Annotated in this window: 15 protein-coding genes; 6 read left to right on the top strand and 9 right to left on the bottom strand. The window is 74.4% G+C overall.

What is annotated here, in order from left to right; translation table 11 throughout:
* Positions 1–35 precede the first annotated feature (35 nt).
* Together IE272_RS09170 and IE272_RS09175 are read right to left on the bottom strand one after the other, a co-directional pair.
* A complete protein-coding gene (locus IE272_RS09170; protein WP_056701975.1) occupies positions 36–809 on the bottom strand; it encodes a polysaccharide deacetylase family protein in 774 nt (257 codons plus the stop codon).
* Between the two features lie 199 nt (positions 810–1008).
* On the bottom strand, positions 1009–1221 hold the full coding sequence (locus IE272_RS09175; protein ID WP_050358406.1) for a DUF4287 domain-containing protein: 213 nt from the start codon (positions 1219–1221) through the stop codon (positions 1009–1011).
* A gap of 264 nt (positions 1222–1485) precedes the next feature.
* On the opposite strand from IE272_RS09175, the gene IE272_RS09180 reads away from it, so the two are divergent.
* Entirely contained in the window at positions 1486–2673 is a 1188-nt protein-coding gene (locus IE272_RS09180) for an NADH:flavin oxidoreductase (RefSeq protein ID WP_373304162.1), read from the top strand.
* 25 nt (positions 2674–2698) lie between these two features.
* Here the strand turns inward: IE272_RS09180 and IE272_RS09185 are convergent, their stop codons facing one another.
* From IE272_RS09185 to IE272_RS09205, 5 genes are all read right to left on the bottom strand, one after another.
* Positions 2699–3616, bottom strand: a complete 918-nt coding sequence (locus IE272_RS09185) for a D-alanyl-D-alanine carboxypeptidase family protein (protein WP_190006788.1) — start codon at positions 3614–3616, stop codon at positions 2699–2701.
* A 308-nt stretch (positions 3617–3924) separates the two neighbouring features.
* Positions 3925–5181 carry a sensor histidine kinase gene (locus IE272_RS09190; protein ID WP_050358405.1) on the bottom strand — a complete coding sequence of 419 codons (1257 nt, stop codon included), beginning with the start codon at positions 5179–5181 and terminating at the stop codon, positions 3925–3927.
* A 16-nt stretch (positions 5182–5197) separates the two neighbouring features.
* Complete coding sequence (cseB, locus tag IE272_RS09195) at positions 5198–5947, bottom strand: two-component system response regulator CseB (RefSeq protein WP_050358404.1); 750 nt, start codon at positions 5945–5947, stop codon at positions 5198–5200.
* 41 nt (positions 5948–5988) lie between these two features.
* Entirely contained in the window at positions 5989–6882 is an 894-nt protein-coding gene (locus IE272_RS09200; protein ID WP_073958519.1) for an endonuclease/exonuclease/phosphatase family protein, read from the bottom strand.
* Positions 6883–7370: 488 nt separating this feature from the next.
* Positions 7371–10871 carry an AfsR/SARP family transcriptional regulator gene (locus tag IE272_RS09205; protein WP_190006620.1) on the bottom strand — a complete coding sequence of 1167 codons (3501 nt, stop codon included), beginning with the start codon at positions 10869–10871 and terminating at the stop codon, positions 7371–7373.
* A 147-nt stretch (positions 10872–11018) separates the two neighbouring features.
* Between IE272_RS09205 and IE272_RS09210 the strand changes: the two genes are divergently transcribed.
* From IE272_RS09210 to IE272_RS09220, 3 genes are read left to right on the top strand one after another with little or no spacing between them, the layout of a single operon-like run.
* Positions 11019–12323, top strand: a complete 1305-nt coding sequence (locus tag IE272_RS09210) for an MFS transporter (protein ID WP_190006621.1) — start codon at positions 11019–11021, stop codon at positions 12321–12323.
* Entirely contained in the window at positions 12320–13681 is a 1362-nt protein-coding gene (locus IE272_RS09215; protein ID WP_190006622.1) for an NtaA/DmoA family FMN-dependent monooxygenase, read from the top strand. The genes IE272_RS09210 and IE272_RS09215 overlap by 4 nt, the downstream gene beginning before the upstream one ends.
* Positions 13678–14889: an LLM class flavin-dependent oxidoreductase gene (locus tag IE272_RS09220; protein ID WP_190006623.1), complete on the top strand. Its 1212-nt coding sequence runs from the start codon at positions 13678–13680 to the stop codon at positions 14887–14889. Before IE272_RS09215 ends, IE272_RS09220 begins: the two co-directional genes overlap by 4 nt.
* A gap of 101 nt (positions 14890–14990) precedes the next feature.
* On the opposite strand, the gene IE272_RS09225 is transcribed toward IE272_RS09220, so the two are convergent.
* Positions 14991–15455 carry a hypothetical protein gene (locus IE272_RS09225; protein WP_050358399.1) on the bottom strand — a complete coding sequence of 155 codons (465 nt, stop codon included), beginning with the start codon at positions 15453–15455 and terminating at the stop codon, positions 14991–14993.
* Positions 15456–15719: 264 nt separating this feature from the next.
* Here IE272_RS09225 and IE272_RS09230 point away from each other — a divergent pair, with 264 nt between their 5' ends.
* Positions 15720–16079 (top strand): PadR family transcriptional regulator, encoded by a 360-nt coding sequence (locus IE272_RS09230; RefSeq protein WP_050358398.1) that lies wholly within the window; start codon positions 15720–15722, stop codon positions 16077–16079.
* A complete protein-coding gene (locus IE272_RS09235; RefSeq protein ID WP_050358397.1) occupies positions 16076–16774 on the top strand; it encodes a permease prefix domain 1-containing protein in 699 nt (232 codons plus the stop codon). The genes IE272_RS09230 and IE272_RS09235 overlap by 4 nt, the downstream gene beginning before the upstream one ends.
* A 9-nt stretch (positions 16775–16783) precedes the next feature.
* Here IE272_RS09235 and IE272_RS09240 read toward each other — a convergent pair whose 3' ends face one another.
* Positions 16784–17737, bottom strand: coding sequence for a carbon-nitrogen hydrolase (locus tag IE272_RS09240; RefSeq protein WP_190006624.1), 954 nt, complete (start codon positions 17735–17737; stop codon positions 16784–16786).
* Positions 17738–17891: the final 154 nt, after the last annotated feature.

Here is a 17891-nt window from a genome sequence, read left to right on the forward strand (position 1 = left end):
CGGCACCGAACTGTCGTACGTGGGTGCGGGATCGCTCAACGCACGGGGAATCCGAAGGCGTAACCCTGCTCCTTCAGCCAGGGCAGGACCTCGCGCAGAGCGGCCAACGTCTGCGAGCGCTCCCCTCCCGCGTCGTGGAAGAGGACGGTCGGCCCGTTGGAGATCTCGCGCTTGACGGTGGCGACCATCGTGTCCGCACCGGGGTGCTCGAAGTCCTTGGTGTCGACGTTCCAGCCCAGCGGTCGCATCCCGTGGGACGCGGCGAGCTGCCGGCTGTACGGGGTGAAGGCGCCGCCCGGGGCCCGGTAGTACTGCGACCGGACGCCGCCGGACGCCTTGGTGATCATGCGTTCGGCGTCCAGGATCTGCTGGGACTGGTAGGCCTCGGACTTCGTGTCCATGGTGGTGTCGTGCGAGACGGTGTGGTTGCACAGCCGGTGGCCGTCCGCCACGACCGCTTTGACCAGGTCCGGGTACGCCCGGGCCTGGGTGCCCACCATGCAGAACGTGGCCTTCACGCCTTCGTCCTTCAGCAGGCGCAGCACCTGCGGCGTCCAGACCGGGTCCGGTCCGTCGTCGATGGTGATGTTGACGCCCCGGGCACCGCGGTCCGAGGCGTGCGCGATGTCCGCCGCCACCTTGGCCACGGGCCGGTCCCGCTCGTCCGGCGACGCGACACTCCCCGACGGCCGCCCCCCGTTGGTGTCGGCCTGCGCGGTCCACACCGAGGTGGCCGCGGCCAGCGCCGTCACGCCGAGCGCCGCCGCGAGGAGCCTGCTGTGCCAGGCCCTTCCCTTGTGCTTACCCATGTCCGCCCGCCCCTTTTGCCGTCTCCACCGATGCCGTGCACCCATCTAGACAGGCGAACGCCCCTGCGGGATGCCTCGGTTACCGATCGCGGACATAGCTGCAGGAAGGCGGCGACAAACGAGGGTCGTCGGGAGATCGGATCAGTGGGTGGATCCGTGGCGGATCAGCGGGTGGATCAGTGGGCGGACCAGCGGCGGATCAGCGGGCGTTGTCCTCGGCGAGGGTGTGCGCGACCAGGGCGTTGGCGTGGCCGTGGCCCAGTCCGTGTTCGGACTTGAGCCAGGCGACCAGCTCCATGTGCTTGGTCAGCGGGGAGGCGCGGATGAGGTCCTTCCACTCGGAGACCGGGCGGCCGTACTTCTTCTCGATCGAGGGGAAGTAGCTGGCAGGGCCCTTCACGGCGTCGGTCATGGGGTGTCCCGTCTGTAGGGCCTTCCCCGTCCGGAAGGCGTCACGGCTATGACCGGCGGCGGAGGGTGAAGTCATCGGCGTCCGGGAGTGGATCAGGTCACAGTCCCGCCCCGTGCGCCGTTGCCGCCGGAGACCCGGCCACCGGAGGCGGACTCCGTTCTTTGCCCAGACTTTGCCCGGATCGGGGCCGGTGCCGGGATGCCCACGCGGCGGGAGCGCGTTGGGGCCGGGTGGACACCCCCCGGCTATGGACAGGAAACCGACGTGACAGACGTGACGACACACGCGCCGACAGACGTGACGACCGACGCGGCAGGCACGGCGGCCCCGGCGGGCGCCGAGGTGGCCGCGGCCCGCGCGGCGGGCACCCTCTCCCGCCCGTTCACCGTCCGCGGGCTCACCGCCCGGAACCGGATCGCGATGGCGCCCATGACCCGGCAGTTCTCCCCGGACGGCGTTCCGGGGCAGGACGTGGCGGACTACTACACCCGGCGGGCCGCCGGTGACGTCGGGCTGATCATCACCGAGGGCACCTACGTCGACCACGCATCCGCGGGGACCAGCGACCGGGTCCCGCGCTTCCACGGCGAGGCGGCGCTCGCGGGCTGGAAGAACGTGGCGGACTCCGTGCACCGCGCGGGCGGCGCGATCATCCCGCAGCTGTGGCACGTGGGCGTCACCCGCACCGAGGGCGCCGGGCCCGTACCGGACGCCGAGCCGGTCGGCCCCTCGGGCCTGTCCCTGAGCGGCGAGCCCAAGGGGCGCGCCATGACGCAGCAGGACCTCGACGACGTCATCGCCGCTTTCGCCGACGCGGCGGCGGCGGCCGAGCGCCTCGGCTTCGACGGCGCCGAACTGCACGGCGCCCACGGCTACTTGATCGACCAGTTCCTGTGGTCCGGCAGCAACCGGCGTACCGACGCCTACGGCGGCGACCTGGTCTCCCGGACCCGTTTCGCGGCCGAGATCGTGGCGGCCTGCCGCGCCGCCGTCTCCGACGCCTTCCCCCTCTTCTTCCGGATGTCCCAGTGGAAGTCGGACGCCTACGACGCGAAGCTCGCCCGGACCCCTCAGGAACTGGACGACCTGCTCACGCCGCTGGCCGAGGCCGGTGTCGACGTCTTCCACGCGTCCACCCGCCGCTACTGGCTGCCGGAGTTCGAGGGCTCCGACCTGAACCTGGCCGGATGGGTGAAGAAGATCAGCGGCAGGCCGACCCTCACCGTCGGCTCGGTCGGCCTGGACGACGACTTCTTCAGCGCCTTCCAGGGCAACGACTCCAAGGTCACCGGCATCGAGCAGCTGCTGGACCGGCTGGAGCGCGACGAGTTCGACATGGTCGCCGTCGGACGGGCGCTGATCTCCGACCCCGAGTGGGCGGCGAAGACCCTGCGCGGGCGCACCGCGGACATCACGCCGTTCACCGCGGAGATGCTGACGACTCTGCGCTGACCGGCGAGTTCCCCGGCACGGGCACTCATGCCCTGTTCACCGCCGCCGGGAGGTCCGCGCGGATCGCGGTGATCAGGGCGCGGCTGGCCTCGTGGGCGGCGGCGCTGCCCTCGGCGGGAGTGGTGCCGGCGCGCTGGTGCAGCACGACCCCGAGGACCAGGCGGGAGACTCCGGCGACCTCCTGCGTGGTGGCCCAGACGAGGTTGCCGCCCGCCGGGGTGGAGGAGCCGGTCTTCAGGCCGATGACCCCGTCGTGCCCGAGCAGCTTGTTGGTGTTGCGGAACGTCACCCCGGCGCCCGGTGCGGTGACGGAGGCGGTCGCCACGACCTGCCGGAAGACCGGGTCCTTCATGGCGGCGCGGGCCAGCCTCAGTTGGTCCGCCGCCGTGCTCCTCGTGCTCGCCTCCAGGCCGCTCACCCCGGTGTACGTGGTGGCGCGCATGCCGAGTCCGGCGGCGGCCCGGTTCATCTTCGCGACGAACGCCTTCTCGTCGCCCGCGTCCCAACGGGCCAGCAGGCGGGCCACGTTGTTGCCCGACGGCACCATCATCAGTTCCAGCAGCCGCCGTTGGGTGTACTCCCGCCCGGCGAGCACGGGGGCGGTCGTCTCCACGGAGGAGTACGACTCGTCGGCCGCCCGCCGGTCGGCGACCACGGTCGCGCCGGGGGCGTCGGCCCGCATCGGGTGGTCCTTCAGGATCACGTAGGCCGTCATGACCTTGGTGACGCTGGCGATCGGGACCGGCTTCTGTTCGCCCCGGGTGCCGAGGCTGCCGACCCCCTCGACCGCCACGCTCGCCTGGCCCTCGCGCGGCCAGGGCAGGTGCATCGACCTGGCGAGCGGCGCCACCACCTCCTCCGGACCTTCGGCGGGGGCCGGCCCGACCGTGGACCTGCCGCCGCCGGCCGCGTACCACCCACCCGTACCGGCGACGAGCACCACGGCTGCGGTCAGCGGTACGAGGACCGAGCGACGGAGTCGGAAGCGGAAGCTGAGTCGGGCGCGGAGTCGGGAGCCGAAGCCGAAGCGGGATCGGACGCGGCCCCGCAAGTCGTTACCGGCGGCGGGGGCAGGGATGGGAGCAGCGGGGGTGGGGGTGGGGTCGGGGGCAGGAACGGTGGGGGTGTCGGGCATGGGCTCCTCCAGGTGACAGGTGCGGTTTCCCGTACCTCTGTCACCTTCGAGGAGTCGTTCTTCCGCACCCGTACAGCACCGTTTCCGCCCCCGCGAGAGTGCGTTTCGGTTCCGTATCAGGCCGGGTCCGGGGCCAGATCGAGGGTCGCGAGCGCTCCCCCGCCCGGGGCGTTCGCGAAGGTCAGCCGGGCTCCGAGCACCTCGGACTGGCCCTGGGCGACCGTCAGACCGAGGCCGTGTCCCCGGCCGCGTTCGCTCGCGCCGGTGCGGAAGCGCTGCGGGCCCCGCTCCAGCAGGTCCGGCGGGAAACCGGGCCCGTGGTCGCGTACGGCGATCCGCGCCCCGGTCACGGTCACCTCTACGGGGGCCGCGCCGTGCCGGTGGGCGTTGGTGACGAGGTTGACCACGATCCGCTCGACCCGGCGCGGGTCCGTCTCCACCACCTCGGCGGCCCCGACGGCGACCCGGGTGTCCGTGCCCGTACGCCGCACCACGTCGGCGACCAGTTCGCCCAGCGGTACCGGGTCGAGGCGGGCCCGCTCGGCGCCCGCGTCGAGCCGGGAGATCTCCAACAGGTCCTCGACCAGCGCGTTCAGGGCCCGCAGCCGGTCCCGTACGAGACCGGTCGCCTCGTCGTCGTCGGGCAGCAGCCCGGCGGCGGTGACCAGGCCCATGAGCGGGGTGCGCAGTTCGTGCGCCACGTCGGCGGTGAAGCGCCGCTCGTTCTCCAGCTTGCGCTGGAGGGCGCCTGCCATGTCGTCGACGGCCGCCGACATCTCGGTGATCTCGTCGCGGGCCCGCCCGCCGGGGCCGATGCGGGCGTCCAGGTCGCCGTCGGCGATACGGCGGGCGGTACGGGCTCCGTGGCGCAGCCGCCGGTTGATCGGTTCGGTGGCGAGGGCGGCGAGCGGGACGACGAAGACCAGGGCGGCGAGGACGGATTTCACGATGCTGCGGTCCAGGAGCTGGAGGCTCCGGACCTCGGTGCTCATGTCGTCCCGGACGACGAGGATCTGATCGTCGCCGACGGCCACGGCGCCCCACATCCAGTACCAGTTGGGCGGCTCGACGTCGTACCAGGTGGCGTATCCGCCGTCGGTTTCCGGGCGGCGCTCGGCGAGGTCGCGCGCCAGCGGTTCGGGCAGCTCGGCCCTGGTCCGTACGTCGATGTCGGCCGGGGCCTTCCCCGTACGGGAGAACTCCCGCTCGGCCGCGATCAGCCGGGTGAGGGTCCGGTCGTGGCCGACGCGCAGCCCGCGCTCCCGGGTCGCGTCGTGCACCAGGAAGCCGACCACGGCCGCGACCGCGCAGCACGCGGCGGCGGCCAGGGCGGCGATCTTCCAGCGCAGGGCGCGGGGGTTGAGGACGTCCACGGGGTCCGCCGGCCGCTCAGCCGCGGACGAGCTTGTAGCCGAAGCCGCGGACCGTCTCGATCCGCCCGCTGCCGATCTTCTTGCGCAGCCGGAGCACGCACAGGTCGACGACCCGGGTGTCGCCCTCCCAGCCGTAGTCCCACACGTCGCGCAGCAGCCGGCGGCGGTCGAGCACCGAGCCGGGCGCGGCGGCGAACTCCAGCAGCAGCCGCAGTTCGGTGGGGGTCAGCGACACGGTCTCGCCGGCCCGGCGCACCTCCATGCCGAGGGTGTCCACGCTGAGGTCCCCGAAGACCAGGATGTGGTCGGCCCGGCCGGGCTTCCCGGCCGCGGTCCCCTCCGCCTCCGGGCGGAAGGTGGCGCGGCGCAGCAGGGCGCGGATCCGGGCGACCATGACGCCGGTGTCGACGGGCTTGATCACGTAGTCGTCGGCCCCCGCCTCCAGGCCCGCGACCACGTCGAGGGCGTCGCCGCGCGCGGACATCATCAGGACCGGGACAGGGCTCTCCTCACGGATCCGGTGGCACAGGCCGATGCCGTCCAGTTCGGGCAGCATCACGTCGAGGATCAGGAGGTCGTGCGCGCCCGCGCGGAAGGCCTCCAGGCCGCTGAGCCCGTCGGCGGCCACCGCGACCCGGTAGCCGTAGCGTTCCAGGGCCAGTTGGACGGCGCGGCGGATGGTGGCGTCGTCCTCGACCACGAGCACGCTGACGGGGGCCGGGCCCCGGGCTTCGGACACGCTGCCTACCTGGGCGTTCGAGGTCATCGGTCGCTCGCATCGTAGTCGGGACAGGGCGGCGGACCGGGTCACCGGCTCAGCGTGGCCGCCACCGGGAGGTGGTCGCTGCCGGTGGCGGGCAGAGTCCAGGCGGCGCGCGGGGTCATCCCCCGCACCAGTACGTCGTCGATGCGGACCACCGGGAACGCGGCGGGCCAGGTGAACCCGAGGCCGTCGCCCGCCTCCCGTTGCGCGGAGCGCAGCTGCGAGGTCACCGGGGCCAGCGCGCCGTCCTGGAACGTCCCGTTGAAGTCGCCCAGCACCACGACCCGGGGCGCGGGCTCCGCCCGGAGCGCGGCGGCCAGCTCGCGGGCCGCCTCGTTGCGCCGGCCCGTCGTGAAACCGGCCGCCGAGACCCGTACCGACGCCAGATGGACCGCGTACACGGCGACGGGCCCGTGCGGGGTCCGGGCCGTGGCGCGCAGCGCGCGGGTCCACGGCATGATCGGCACCGCCTTCACGTCCGCCAGCGGGTATCTGCTCCAGATGCCGACCCCGCCGATCACCGCGTGGTGCGGATAGGCGGCAGCCAGTTCGCGGGAGTAGGCGGTCGCCGCCTCGTCGGACAGCTCTTCGAGCGCCAGGACGTCCGCGCCCGCCGCGACGAGCACGCGCGCGGTGCCGGCCGGGTCGGCGTTCTCCTCGTTCACGTTGTGGCTGACCACCGTCAGATCGCCGCCGCCCGAGCGCTTGTCGGTGAGCGCGCCGCCGAAGAGCGTGGCCCAGACGACGGCGGGCGCGAGCACCGCCACGGCGGCGATCCGGGACCGCCATACGGCGGCGAGCCCGAGCAGGACCGGGACGCCGAGGCCCGTCCAGGGCAGCAGCGTCTGGAAGAGACTGCCCGCGTTGACGCCCGCGTTCGGGACCCACGCGTGCAGCGCCATCGCCGCGGCCCAGACGACCGCTGCGGCGGCGAGCAGGCGGGCGGCGGGCCCGGAGGGAGCGGTGGGACCGGGCCCGGTCCCGGGGACAGGCGTCGCGTCCGTGGGAGGCGCTGCGGCCTCCGGTGGGCTCAGCACGGCACAGGTCTCCTGACGTTCGCGCACACCGGGGATCGGGTACGCCGACAGCCTCCGGGAACCCCGCTTCCGGCTGGTCAGGGGCGTGCTTCCAGCACCGCACGGCTCTGTATCGGGTAGGTATCGGTGCGCGGTACGGGGCGCGCGGCAGGGGACGCGGGCGCGGCAGGGGGCCGGAGCCGGGTGGGCGGTGTCAGGTGCGGAGTGCCGGATGCGGAGTGCCGGATGCGCAGTGTCAGGTGCGCAGTGTCAGGTGCGCGGTGCCGGGGGCGCAGTGCCAGGTGCGGGGTGTCAGGTACAGGCTGCCAAGTCCACGGTGCCGGATGCGCAGTGCCAGGTGCGGGGTGTCAGGTACACGGTGCCAGGTGCGCAGTGTCAGGTGCGCAGTGTCAGGTGACCGGAGGCGCCAGGTGTTCCAGCAGGGCCCGCGCCTCGCGCACCGCGTCCTCGGCGCTCTCCCGGCCGCCCCGGTCGAACGCCTCCGTGAACGCCGGTGCGCCCAGAACAGCCCGGGCCGCCGCCGTGACGCGGTCGACGTCGGCGCGTTCGGCGGGCGGCAGCGGGGCTCCGGCGCGGCGGCGGGCGGCGGCGGCGGCGCCGAGGAGGCGGGCGGCGCAGACGGTTTCCGGCATGCGCCCCGCCAGCGCCGACGCTCCGGCGAGGCCCTCCAGGGACAGGGCCAAGGCGCGTGGCTCGGCGAGCACGCGGGCGACGTCCAGGCCGCGCAGGTGGTGCACGGCGGCCCGGCCCGCCTCGCCCCGGAGTTCGGCGATGAAGCCGAGCTCCGCGCAGAGCAGGTGGTCGCCCGCCCGGGACGACACGGCGGCGAACCCGTCGCGGATGCTCAGGAGGTGCGCCTCGGCCGCGTCGAGGTCGCCGGAGCGGCGGGCGCCGAGGGCCAGGCCCATCACGGAGTGGATCTCGCCGTACGTGTAGCCCTGCTCGGCGGCGCTGCGCCGCGCCCGTTCGTGCAGGTCACGGGCGCGGTCCCAGTCGCGGGCGAGCAGCGCCAGCCGGCCGAGCCCGGAGAGCCGGGCCGACACCTCCGCCTCAAGACCCAGCTCCCGCGCCATCCGCAGGCCCTCGTGCTGCCGTTGCCCGGCCTCCTCGTACGCTCCCCTGATCTCGGCGAGCGCGGCGAGCGGGGACACCGTCTGCAACTCACCCCAGCGGTCGCCCAGTTCACGGAAGAGCGCGGCGCTGCGCAGCCCGTCGCGGCCGAGGCCCGCGAGGTCCCCGCCGACCAGCGCCAGCGTCGACCGCAGGCCGAGCGCGGCCGCGGTGCCCCACGGGTCGTCCGCGGCGGCGAACAGGGCGAGCGCACGGGCGTTCAGCGCCTCGCCCCCGCCCGTGTCACCCGCGCTGAACAGGCCGTACGCGCACAACCACAGCGCACGGGCGCGCCGCACGGGGTCGGGGACGGCCTCGGCCGTGATCTCGATCCCGGCCGCGATCCCGGCCGCGATCCTGATCCCGTCCTCGGTCCCGCTCTTGGTCCCGCCGGCGCCTCCGGTGCCTCCGGTGCCTCCGGTGCCTCCGGTGCCTCCGGTGTCTCCGGTGAGCAGGGCGAACGCGCGGTGCAGGAGGACGAGTTCGGCCGTGTCGGCTGATCCCCCGGGTACGGTCATCAGGACCGCACGCAGACTCCGGCGGGCCTCGGTGAGGCGGCCTCGCAGCAGCCACCACCAGGCCAGCGCCGCAGCCGGCCGCACGACCTCACCCGCCGCACCCGCCGCACCCGCCGCACCCGCCGCACCCGGGGAGACCGACGCACGGCGCACCGCCGCGTCGAGGGCCGCCCGCAGATTCCCGGCCTCGGCGTCCAGCCGGTCCAGCCAACGGCGTTGCTCCGCGCCGCGCAGATGGGGTTCGGCGCGCTCGGCGAGCGCGAGGTAGTGGCGCAGATGCCGGTCGCGTACGGCCGCGAGGCCCTCCGTCGCGCGCAGTTGCTCCGTCGCGTACGCGGCGACGGACTCCAGGAGCCGGTAGCGGGGCCCGTCGGGGCCGTACGCCACCGCCACCAGGGACCGGTCGACGAGCCGCCCGACGAGGTCGAGCACGTCCTCCCGGGCGACGCCGCCCCCCGCGCACACGGCCTCGGCCGCGGCGAGGTCGCAGCCGTCCCGGTGGACGGCGAGGCGGCGCAGGACCACGCGCTCGGGTTCTCCGAGCAGCTCCCAGCTCCAGTCGATCACCGCCCGCAGGGTCTGCTGGCGGGCCGGGGCGCCCCGCTGTCCGGTGGTCAGGACCCGGAAGCGGTCGCTCAACCGTGCCGCCAACTCCCGTACACCCAGCGCCCGTACGCGGGTGGCGGCGAGCTCCAGCGCCAGCGGGATGCCGTCCAGCCGGCGGCAGATCTCGGCAACGGCCTCGCGCTCGGGCCCATCCGGATCACGGGGGAATCCGGGGGCCGAGGACGCGGCGCGCTCCACGAACAGCCGGGCGGCCTCGGCGGGCGGGAGCGGCTCGACCAGGAACACCGCCTCGCCCGCCAGGCCGAGGGGCTCCTGGCCGGTGGCGAGGACGCGCAGCCCGGGGGCGGTGCGCAGGAGCAGCTCGGCGAGTCCGGCGGCGGCGTCCACGACCTGCTCGCAGTTGTCCAGGACCAGCAGGGTCCGGCGGTCGCGCAGGGCGGCGGCCAGGCGGTGCGGCAGGGACAGGGCGCCGCCTCCGACGCCCGGCGCGGCGCTCGGGGCGTCGTCCCGGACGCCCAGGGTGGCGGCGACGATCTGGGCCAGGTCGGCGGGCGTGCCCGTGCGGACGCCCGCGAACTCGACGAGCCAGATGCCGTCCCCCGGGCCGCCTGCCTCGGCACGGTCCCACTGGGCGGTGGCCGCGGCGACCGCCAGCCGGGTCTTGCCGACCCCACCGGGCCCGGTGAGGGTCACCAGCCGCTCGTCGGCCAGGAGCCGGGAGATCCGGGCGAGCGCCCGGCGGCGGCCGACGAGGGGAGTGAGGGGCAGCGGAAGGTTCCCTTGAGGACCCTGGGGAGCCCGCGGTGCCTGAGCTGCCTGAGCTGTCCGAGCTGCCCGGGGAACCTGGAGCTCCTGGAGTGCTGGGGCGTCCTGGGAGTGCACCCGCCCGGCCGCGGGCCCAGGCGCAGGAACAGATACGAGCGTAGGAGCAGGCGTCAGCACCGACCCCGTCCCCGGCATCAGCAGCGGGTCCTGCCGGAGCACCGCCCGGTGCAGGGAGGCGAGTTCGGGGCCGGGGTCGACCCCCAGTTCCTCGACGAGCCGGCCCCTGAGGTCGTCGTACGACGCGAGCGCCTCGCTCTGGCGGCCCGCCGAGTAGAGCGCCCGCATCTGGACCGCGCGCAACCGCTCCCGCAGCGGGTGCCGGGCGACGAGATCGGCCAGTTCCCCGGCGAGCAGCACATGGTCCCCCGCCTCCCAGCGGGCCTCCGCCTGCTCCTCCAGCACGGACAGCCGCTGTTCCGCGAGGCGCTGGGCGGCCTCCCGGGCGAACGGGGCGTCCGCGAAGTCCGCGTACGCGGGGCCCCGCCACAGCCCGAGTGCCTCGGTGAGCAGCGCGGCCCGCGCGCGGGGATCCCGTACCGGGCGGGCCTCGGTCACCAGGGCCCTGAAGCGGTCGGCGTCCACCTCGTCCGTGCCGCGCTCCAGCCGCAGCCGGTAGCCCGGGGGCTGCCGCACCACGCGGTCGCGGCCGAGCACCCGGCGCAGTTGGGAGACCTTGGCCTGGAGCGCGCCCGAGGGCCTTCCGGGCGGCGCGTCGCCCCAGAGGTCATGGATGAGCCGGTCGACGGGGACCGGGCCGCCGTCGTGGGCGAGTAGGTCCGCCAGCAGGGCCCGGACCTTGCGCTCGGGGACGGTGACGTCGTTCCCCTCGCCGTCCCCCACCACCAGTGGCCCGAGCACCCCAAACCGCATACGCGCCACCGTACATGTGGGGAAAGGGGCCGGTCGTCAGCGTTCCCGAAGCTTTCCCGAAGCCCACCGGAGCACAGTCGTGACCGGCGCCGGTGACCGGCACCCGATGGCCGAAACCCGTGACCCCGGACCCTTGGAGCAGCCCCCATGAGCACCGCACCCGACACGGCCGCCGCCTCCCCGGCGGCACCGGAGCCCCGGAGCGGGGACAGGGCGCAGCAGAAGCTCCCGTTGCTCGCCCTGCTCGCCCTCGCCACCGCCGTCTTCATCACGAGCCTCACCGAGACCCTTCCCGCAGGTCTGCTCCCCGCGATGAGCGCGGATCTCCGGGTGAGCGAGTCCGCGACCGGGCAGACGGTGACGGTCTACGCGATCGGCACCGCCCTCACCGCGATCCCGCTGACGGCGGCCACCGCCGCTTGGCGGCGCAAGCGGCTGCTGCTCGCCTCGATGGCCGGCTTCGCCCTCGCCAACACCGTCACCGCTCTGTCGTCCGTCTACGAACTGACGATGGCGGCACGGTTCGTCGCCGGGGTCGCGGCCGGTCTGGCCTGGGCGCTGCTCGCCGGGTACGCGCGGCGGATGGCCCCCGCGCACCTCCAGGGCAAGGCCATCGCCGTCGCCATGGCGGGGATCCCGGTGGCCCTCTCCCTCGGTGTGCCCGCCGGTACGTTCCTCGGCGACGCGCTCGGCTGGCGCGTGGCGTTCCTCTCCATGACCGGGCTCACCGTGCTGCTCCTGCTGTGGATCTCCGCGGCCGTGCCGGACTTCCCCGGGCAGGGGCGCGGCGAACGGCCGAAGATGCTGCGGACCCTGCGCATCCCGGGGGTGAGCCCGGTCCTGTTCGTCACGCTGGTCTTCGTCCTGGCCCACACCATCCTGTACGCGTACATCGCCACGTACCTGGAGGACCTCGGCCTGGGCGGCTCCACCGGGCTGATCCTGCTGGTCTTCGGGGCCGCCTCGCTCGCGAGCATCTGGATCACCGGCGTCCTGATCCACGACCGGCTGCGCGGCCTGACCGTCGCGGGCGCCCTGCTGGTCGCCGTCGCCGCGGCCCTCCTGGCCGTGCTCTCCGACACCACCACGCTCGTCTACGCCGCCGCCGTGCTGTGGGGCCTGGGCTGGGGCGGAATGCCCACCCTGCTCCAGACCGCCGCGGGCGACGCGGGCGGAGCGTCCGCCGACGCGGCCCAGGCGATGCTGGTCACGCTCTGGAACGCCGCCATGGCGGGCGGCGGCATCGTCGGCGGGATCCTCCTCGACACCACCGGCAGCGGTTCCTTCCCCTGGGCCGTCCTGCTGCTCCTGCTGCCGGTGATCGCGGTCGTGCTGTACGCCCGTGGAGCGGGCTTCCCCACCCGGCGGAACGTGACTGCGACCGCGACAGCGACACCTACGACGGCAGCGGCGGCAGCGGCGGCGGCCGGAAGCGAGGAGGACCGGGCATGAGACAGATACACCTCGCCGCACAGCTGCCCGGGATCCACAACGTGACCGTCTGGTCGGATCCCCGGTCCGAGAGCCAGATCGCGATCGACTCCTTCGTCCGGCTCGCGCGGACCGTCGAACGAGGAAAGTTCGATTTCTTCTTCCTCGCCGAAGGGCTGCGGCTGCGCGAGCACAAGGGGCAGGTCTACGACCTGGACATCGCGGGACGCCCGGAGAACCTGACCGTGCTGAGCGCCCTGGCCGCCGTGACCACCCACCTCGGGCTGGCCGCCACGGTCAACGCGACCTACAACGAGCCGTACGAGGTGGCGCGCCGGTTCGCGACCCTCGACCACCTCAGCGGCGGGCGGGCCGCCTGGAACGTGGTCACCAGCCACGACGCCTTCACCGGCGAGAACTTCCGCCGGGGCGGCTTCCTGACCGAGGCCGACCGCTACTCCCGCGCCGCCGAATTCCTCTCCGTGGCCCGGGTGTTGTGGGACAGCTGGGCGGCGGACGACCTGCGCGCCGACGCCGCGTCGGGGGTCTTCGCACGGGCCGGGGCAGGCCGCTTCGCCCATCGCGGGCGGCACTTCGACATCGCGGGCCGCTTCACCACCCCGCCGGGCCCGCAGGGGCACCCCGTGATCATCCAGTCCGGCGAGTCCGACGCGGGCCGCGAGTTCGCCGCATCGGAGGCCGAGGTCGTCTTCAGCAAGCACAACCGGCTCGACGCGGCCCGGGACTTCTACCGGGACGTGAAACGGCGCCTCGCCACGTACGGACGGAGCCCCGACGACCTGCTGATCCTCCCCACCGCCAACGCGGTCGTCGCCGACACCGACGCGGAAGCGGCGGCGTACGCGGACGAGATCGCCCGCGACCTGGTGAGCCCGCAGACGGCCATCGCCCACCTGGAGGCCGTCTGGGGCCGCGACCTGTCCGCCTACGACCCGGACGGACCGCTGCCCGGCGTCGAACCGCAGGACGACGCCCACTTCCTGAAGGGACACTCCGTGTTCCGCCGGGACCGGGCCGCCACCGCCCGGCAGTGGCGCGGGCTCGCCGCGGAACGCGGCCTTTCGATACGGGAGTTGGTCATCGAGGTCGGCGGCCGTCCGACCTTCGTGGGCAGCCCGCGCACCGTCGCGGACGCCATCGACCACTTCGTGCAGACGGAGGGCGCCGACGGTTTCGTCCTCGTCCCCCACCTGACCCCCGGCGGCCTGGACGACGTGGTGGACCGGGTGGTGCCGCTGCTCCAGGAGAAGGGCTCGTTCCGCGCGGACTACACGGGAACGACCCTGCGGAACCACCTCCGCCCGCACTCCGGCACGACCCGGCGGGCCGTGAACGAGCAGAAGGCGAGCCCCGCATGACCGACACCCCGCTGCATCTCGCCGTCGCGCTCGACGGCGCGGGCTGGCACCCGGCGGCATGGCGGGCCGCCGGAGCCCGGCCCGGGGAGCTGCTCTCGGCCGCGTACTGGGCCGGGCTGGTCGCCGAGGCCGAGCGCGGCCTGCTCGACTACGTCACCTTCGAGGACGCCCTCGGGCTCCAGTCCGCCGCCCTCCACCGGCCCGACGACCGCACCGACCAGGTCCGGGGCAGCCTGGACGCGGTGCTGCTCGCGGCCCATCTCGCGCCGCTCACCACCCGTATCGGGCTGGTCCCGACCACGAACGTCACGCACACCGAGCCGTTCCACGTCGGCACCGGCATCGCCACGCTCGACCACGCGAGCGCGGGCCGTGCGGGCTGGCGGCCGCAGATCTCCTCCCGCGCCGCCGACGCAGGGCACTTCGGCCGGCGCGCGACCCCGCAGCTCACCGACGACGACCTGACCGGCCCGGAATCGATCGCCGCCCGGCTGAGCCCGCTGTTCGCGGAGGGCGCGGAAGTGGTGGAGGCGGTGCGGCGGCTGTGGGACAGCTGGGAGGACGACGCGGAGATCCGGGACGTGGCCACGGGCCGCTTCCTGGACCGCGACAAGGTGCACCACATCGATTTCCGGGGAACGCACTTCTCCGTCAAGGGCCCCTCGATCACGCCGCGTTCACCGCAGGGAGCGCCGCCGGTGGTGAGCCTCGCGCACGCCTCCGTGCCGTACCGGTTCGCGGCGCTCTCCTCGGACGTCGTGCACCTCACGCCGCACGACCGGGCGGGTACGTCGGAGGTGCTCGCCGAGGTCGGCGCGGCGGTCGAGAGCACCGGCCGGGACGTACGGGAGCGGCCGCTCCTGCGGTTCGCGGACCTGCTGGTCCTCCTGGACGAGGAGCCGGGCGCGGCCGGCCGCCGCAGGGCACGCCTGGACGAGTCGGCCGGTACCGGACTCGCCTCCGACGCCGCGATCTTCACCGGCACGCCCGGCGACCTGGCCGACCTGCTGCTCGACTGGCGTGACGCCGGGCTCGACGGCTTCCGGCTCCGCCCCGCCGTCCTGCCGCACGACCTCACGGCGATCACCCGGGGCCTGGTGCCGGAGCTCCAGCGGCGCGGCGCGTTCCGGACGGCGTACGGCGCGACGACGCTCCGCGGCCACCTGGGCCTGGCCCGCCCCGCCGGCCGTTACGCCAGCACGGGCTGACCGGTGCGGCGGCCTCGGGGCCGTGCCCCGGTCACAGGCCGCCCGGGGCCGGGGCCGGGCCCGGGTCCCGTCCGTACGGTCCCGGCTTCACGGTCCCGGCCTCAGGCCCCCGTCGTCGATCCCGGCCGGACGATCATCAGCACGACGACCGTCGCCCAGAGCAGGTTGAAAATCCCGGTGGTCATGGCGAGCCGCGTCGCCGCCGACCGGCGCTCGGCGACCGGCGCGTCCATGAGCAGCTCACGCTGTCCGGGCAGGACCATCGCCATCAGCAGGGCGGCGGCGACGGCCGTGAGCACGATCGACGCGAGCAGCCAGGCATCACCCAGCACCCCCATCTGCGCGCCGGTGGCGAGGCCGAGGACGGGTACGGCGATGCCGACGAGCGCGTACGCCCGGCAGATCTTGTGCAGGAAGGCCGCCGTGCGGGTGTCGTGGTCGTGCGGGCCCTCGCCGCCGGGGGCCGGCGGCTTGGCGTAGCGGGGAAACATCGAGGCCGCGACGGTGATCGGCCCGACGGCCAGGATCGACGCCAGGACGTGCAGCGAGAGCAGCAGCTTGGTCACGGGGCCCCTCCAGGGGTGCATGGCGATGACAGTGGCAGTGGTGGCAGTGGTGGCAAGGGCACGGGCAAGGGATTGCACGGGCGGGGCGCGGACGGCCCGAACCATAGGTTGGCTACCAACGTATGGGCCGCCGCCCCAGGAATAGCACGATCCGGCGCTCGATAGGTAGCCTGCCTACTTATTCACCACGGACGGCGACCTCACCCCGGCGCGTCCACCCGGCACGCTGGCCCTGCCCTCCGACCATGTGTAGCCTGCCTACACATGAGGCAGGATGCGGTACGCGGACATCTGGACGGTCTCCTCCTGGCGGTTCTCGAACCGGCCCCGCTGCACGGATACGCGATCATCACCGCGGTCCAGCAGCGCAGCGGCGGTGCGCTCGAACTGCGGACCGGCACCATCTACCCGGCGCTGAACCGGCTGGAGCGGCTCGGTCTGCTGCACAGCAGCTGGGAGGCGGACGGCGGGCGCAAGCGCCGCTGCTACGCGTTGACGGATGCGGGAGCGCGCTTCCTGGCGGACGAGCGCACGGCGTGGCAGGACTTCACCGCCGCGATCGGCTCGGTCCTCAACCCCGTCGCACCGCACCCGCACCCGCAGCCGCACGGACAGGGCGCATGACCGCCGGCCCCGCGCGCGGTGGCAGCGCCGACGACCTCGTGGAGAAGCACGTCGCCGAGCTGGACGCCCTCCTGCACGGCCCCTCCCGGGCCAAGTCCCGTCTGGTCGAGGAGGCCCGCGACGGGCTCACCGAGACCGTGGCGGTGTACACGGGCGAGGGCGAGCCGTACGAGCGGGCCGTCCACCGGGCGGTGGCGGAGTTCGGCTCGGCGCGGGAGCTGGCCGCGAGCTTCCAGCGCGAACTGACCATCGCCCAGGCCCGGCACACCGCCCGCGCCATCGCCCTCAGCGCCCCGTTCCTGCTGGCCTGCTGGTTCCTGGTGCAGAGCACCGGGGCCCCGCAGACCTCGGCGGTGCCCCGCGCCGCGCAGCTGCTCGCCACGCACCTGGCCACCGTCGCGGGGGCGGCGGTCCTCCTCGCCGCCGCGGCCCTGGCCGCCACCGGCGTCCTGGCCCGCCGGCTCCCCGTCCCGCACCGGCTGCCCATCACGGTCGCCTGGACGGGCACCACCGCGAGCGTGTCCATGGCCGTGGCCACCCTGGCCCTCGCCACCGCGTCGGTCCTCGCCGAGAACTGGCCCCTGACGGCGGCGGCCTGCGCACTGGCCGCCGCCTCCCACGCGGTCGTCGCCGGCTCGGCCCGCGCCTGCCGCCGGTGCGCACGACTGCCCTCGGGGGCGCCCGTCACCCTGTGAGCCGGTCCGTCACTGCGAGCGGTCCACCACCGTGAGCGGGCCGTACGCGTCCGGGCGGCGGGTGGCCAGGAACGGGAACAGCTCCAGCCAGTCGCGGCGGGCGTCGAGATCGAGATCGGCGACCAGCACGGCGGGCTCGTCACGGGGAGCCTGGGCCAGGACGCGGCCGTACGGGTCCACGATGAAGGAACTGCCGTAGAAGGTGAGGCCGTTCTCGGCACCGATGCGGTTCGGCACGACCATGAAGGTGGCGTTGGCGATGGCGTTCCCGGTGATCACCTTCTGCCAGAGCGGCTGGGAGTCGAAGCCGGGGAAGCCCGGCTCGGAGCCGATGGCGGTCGGGTAGACGAGGACGTCGGCCCCGGCGAGCGAGTAGGCGCGCGCCAGCTCCGGGAACCACTGGTCCCAGCAGGTCGGCAGGCCGAAGCGGGCCTCGTCGACCGTGACCAGCGGGAAAGCGTCATCGCCCGCCGGACCGGGGCGGAACCAGTCGTCCTCGTAGTACCCCTCGGTGACCGGGATGTGGGTCTTGCGGGTGCGCTGGGCGAGGGCGCCGTCGGGGGCGACGAGGATCGCGGTGTTGTAGCCGAGGCCGTCGTCCTCACCGCCGGGCGCCGGGGCCTTCTCGTACAGCGAGGCGTGCACGTACACGCCGTGCTCACGGGCGGCCCCGGCCGCGAACGTGAAGGTGGGGCCGGTCAGCAGCTCCTCCGGCGCGGCGGGCGCGGGGTGGTCGGCCCGGCGTACGACGGCGAAGTACGGCGACAGCGTCAGCTCCTGGAGACAGACCACGCGGGCGCCCTCGGCCGCGGCGAGCCGGACGCCCTCCAGCAGGGCGGCCCGGTGCTCGGCGGGGTCACGGTGCCAGCGCTGCTGGACCGCCGCCACACGCAGGGGGGCGCGCTCGGCGGGGCGGGTCCGGGTCGGGGACGCGGGCGGGTCGTACGCGGTGATCAGACGCATGGCGGGTTCCTGGGGAGGGAGGGGCCGGCGGGGCGGGCACGGGCAGAACGGACACGGAGAGGAGTGCCGGAACGTTCCGGCAACGGGTCGAACCTAACCCTGCCGGAACGTTCCGGCAACCCTTCGCCGCCCCCTGGGCGAACGTCTAGACTTC

Source organism: Streptomyces anulatus, assembly GCF_014650675.1.
Lineage (GTDB): Bacteria > Actinomycetota > Actinomycetes > Streptomycetales > Streptomycetaceae > Streptomyces > Streptomyces anulatus.

Bases quoted from the DNA above. Each gene is read 5' to 3' on its own strand.
- IE272_RS09175 (WP_050358406.1), bottom strand. From the start codon at position 1,221: ATGACCGACGCCGTGAAGGGCCCTGCCAGCTACTTCCCCTCGATCGAG.
- IE272_RS09205 (WP_190006620.1), bottom strand. From the start codon at position 10,871: ATGCGGTTTGGGGTGCTCGGGCCACTGGTGGTGGGGGACGGCGAGGGG.
- IE272_RS09220 (WP_190006623.1), top strand. From the start codon at position 13,678: ATGACCGACACCCCGCTGCATCTCGCCGTCGCGCTCGACGGCGCGGGC.
- cseB (WP_050358404.1), bottom strand. From the start codon at position 5,947: ATGACCTCGAACGCCCAGGTAGGCAGCGTGTCCGAAGCCCGGGGCCCG.
- IE272_RS09210 (WP_190006621.1), top strand. From the start codon at position 11,019: ATGAGCACCGCACCCGACACGGCCGCCGCCTCCCCGGCGGCACCGGAG.
- IE272_RS09240 (WP_190006624.1), bottom strand. From the start codon at position 17,737: ATGCGTCTGATCACCGCGTACGACCCGCCCGCGTCCCCGACCCGGACC.
- IE272_RS09235 (WP_050358397.1), top strand. From the start codon at position 16,076: ATGACCGCCGGCCCCGCGCGCGGTGGCAGCGCCGACGACCTCGTGGAG.
- IE272_RS09215 (WP_190006622.1), top strand. From the start codon at position 12,320: ATGAGACAGATACACCTCGCCGCACAGCTGCCCGGGATCCACAACGTG.
- IE272_RS09170 (WP_056701975.1), bottom strand. From the start codon at position 809: ATGGGTAAGCACAAGGGAAGGGCCTGGCACAGCAGGCTCCTCGCGGCG.
- IE272_RS09230 (WP_050358398.1), top strand. From the start codon at position 15,720: ATGAGGCAGGATGCGGTACGCGGACATCTGGACGGTCTCCTCCTGGCG.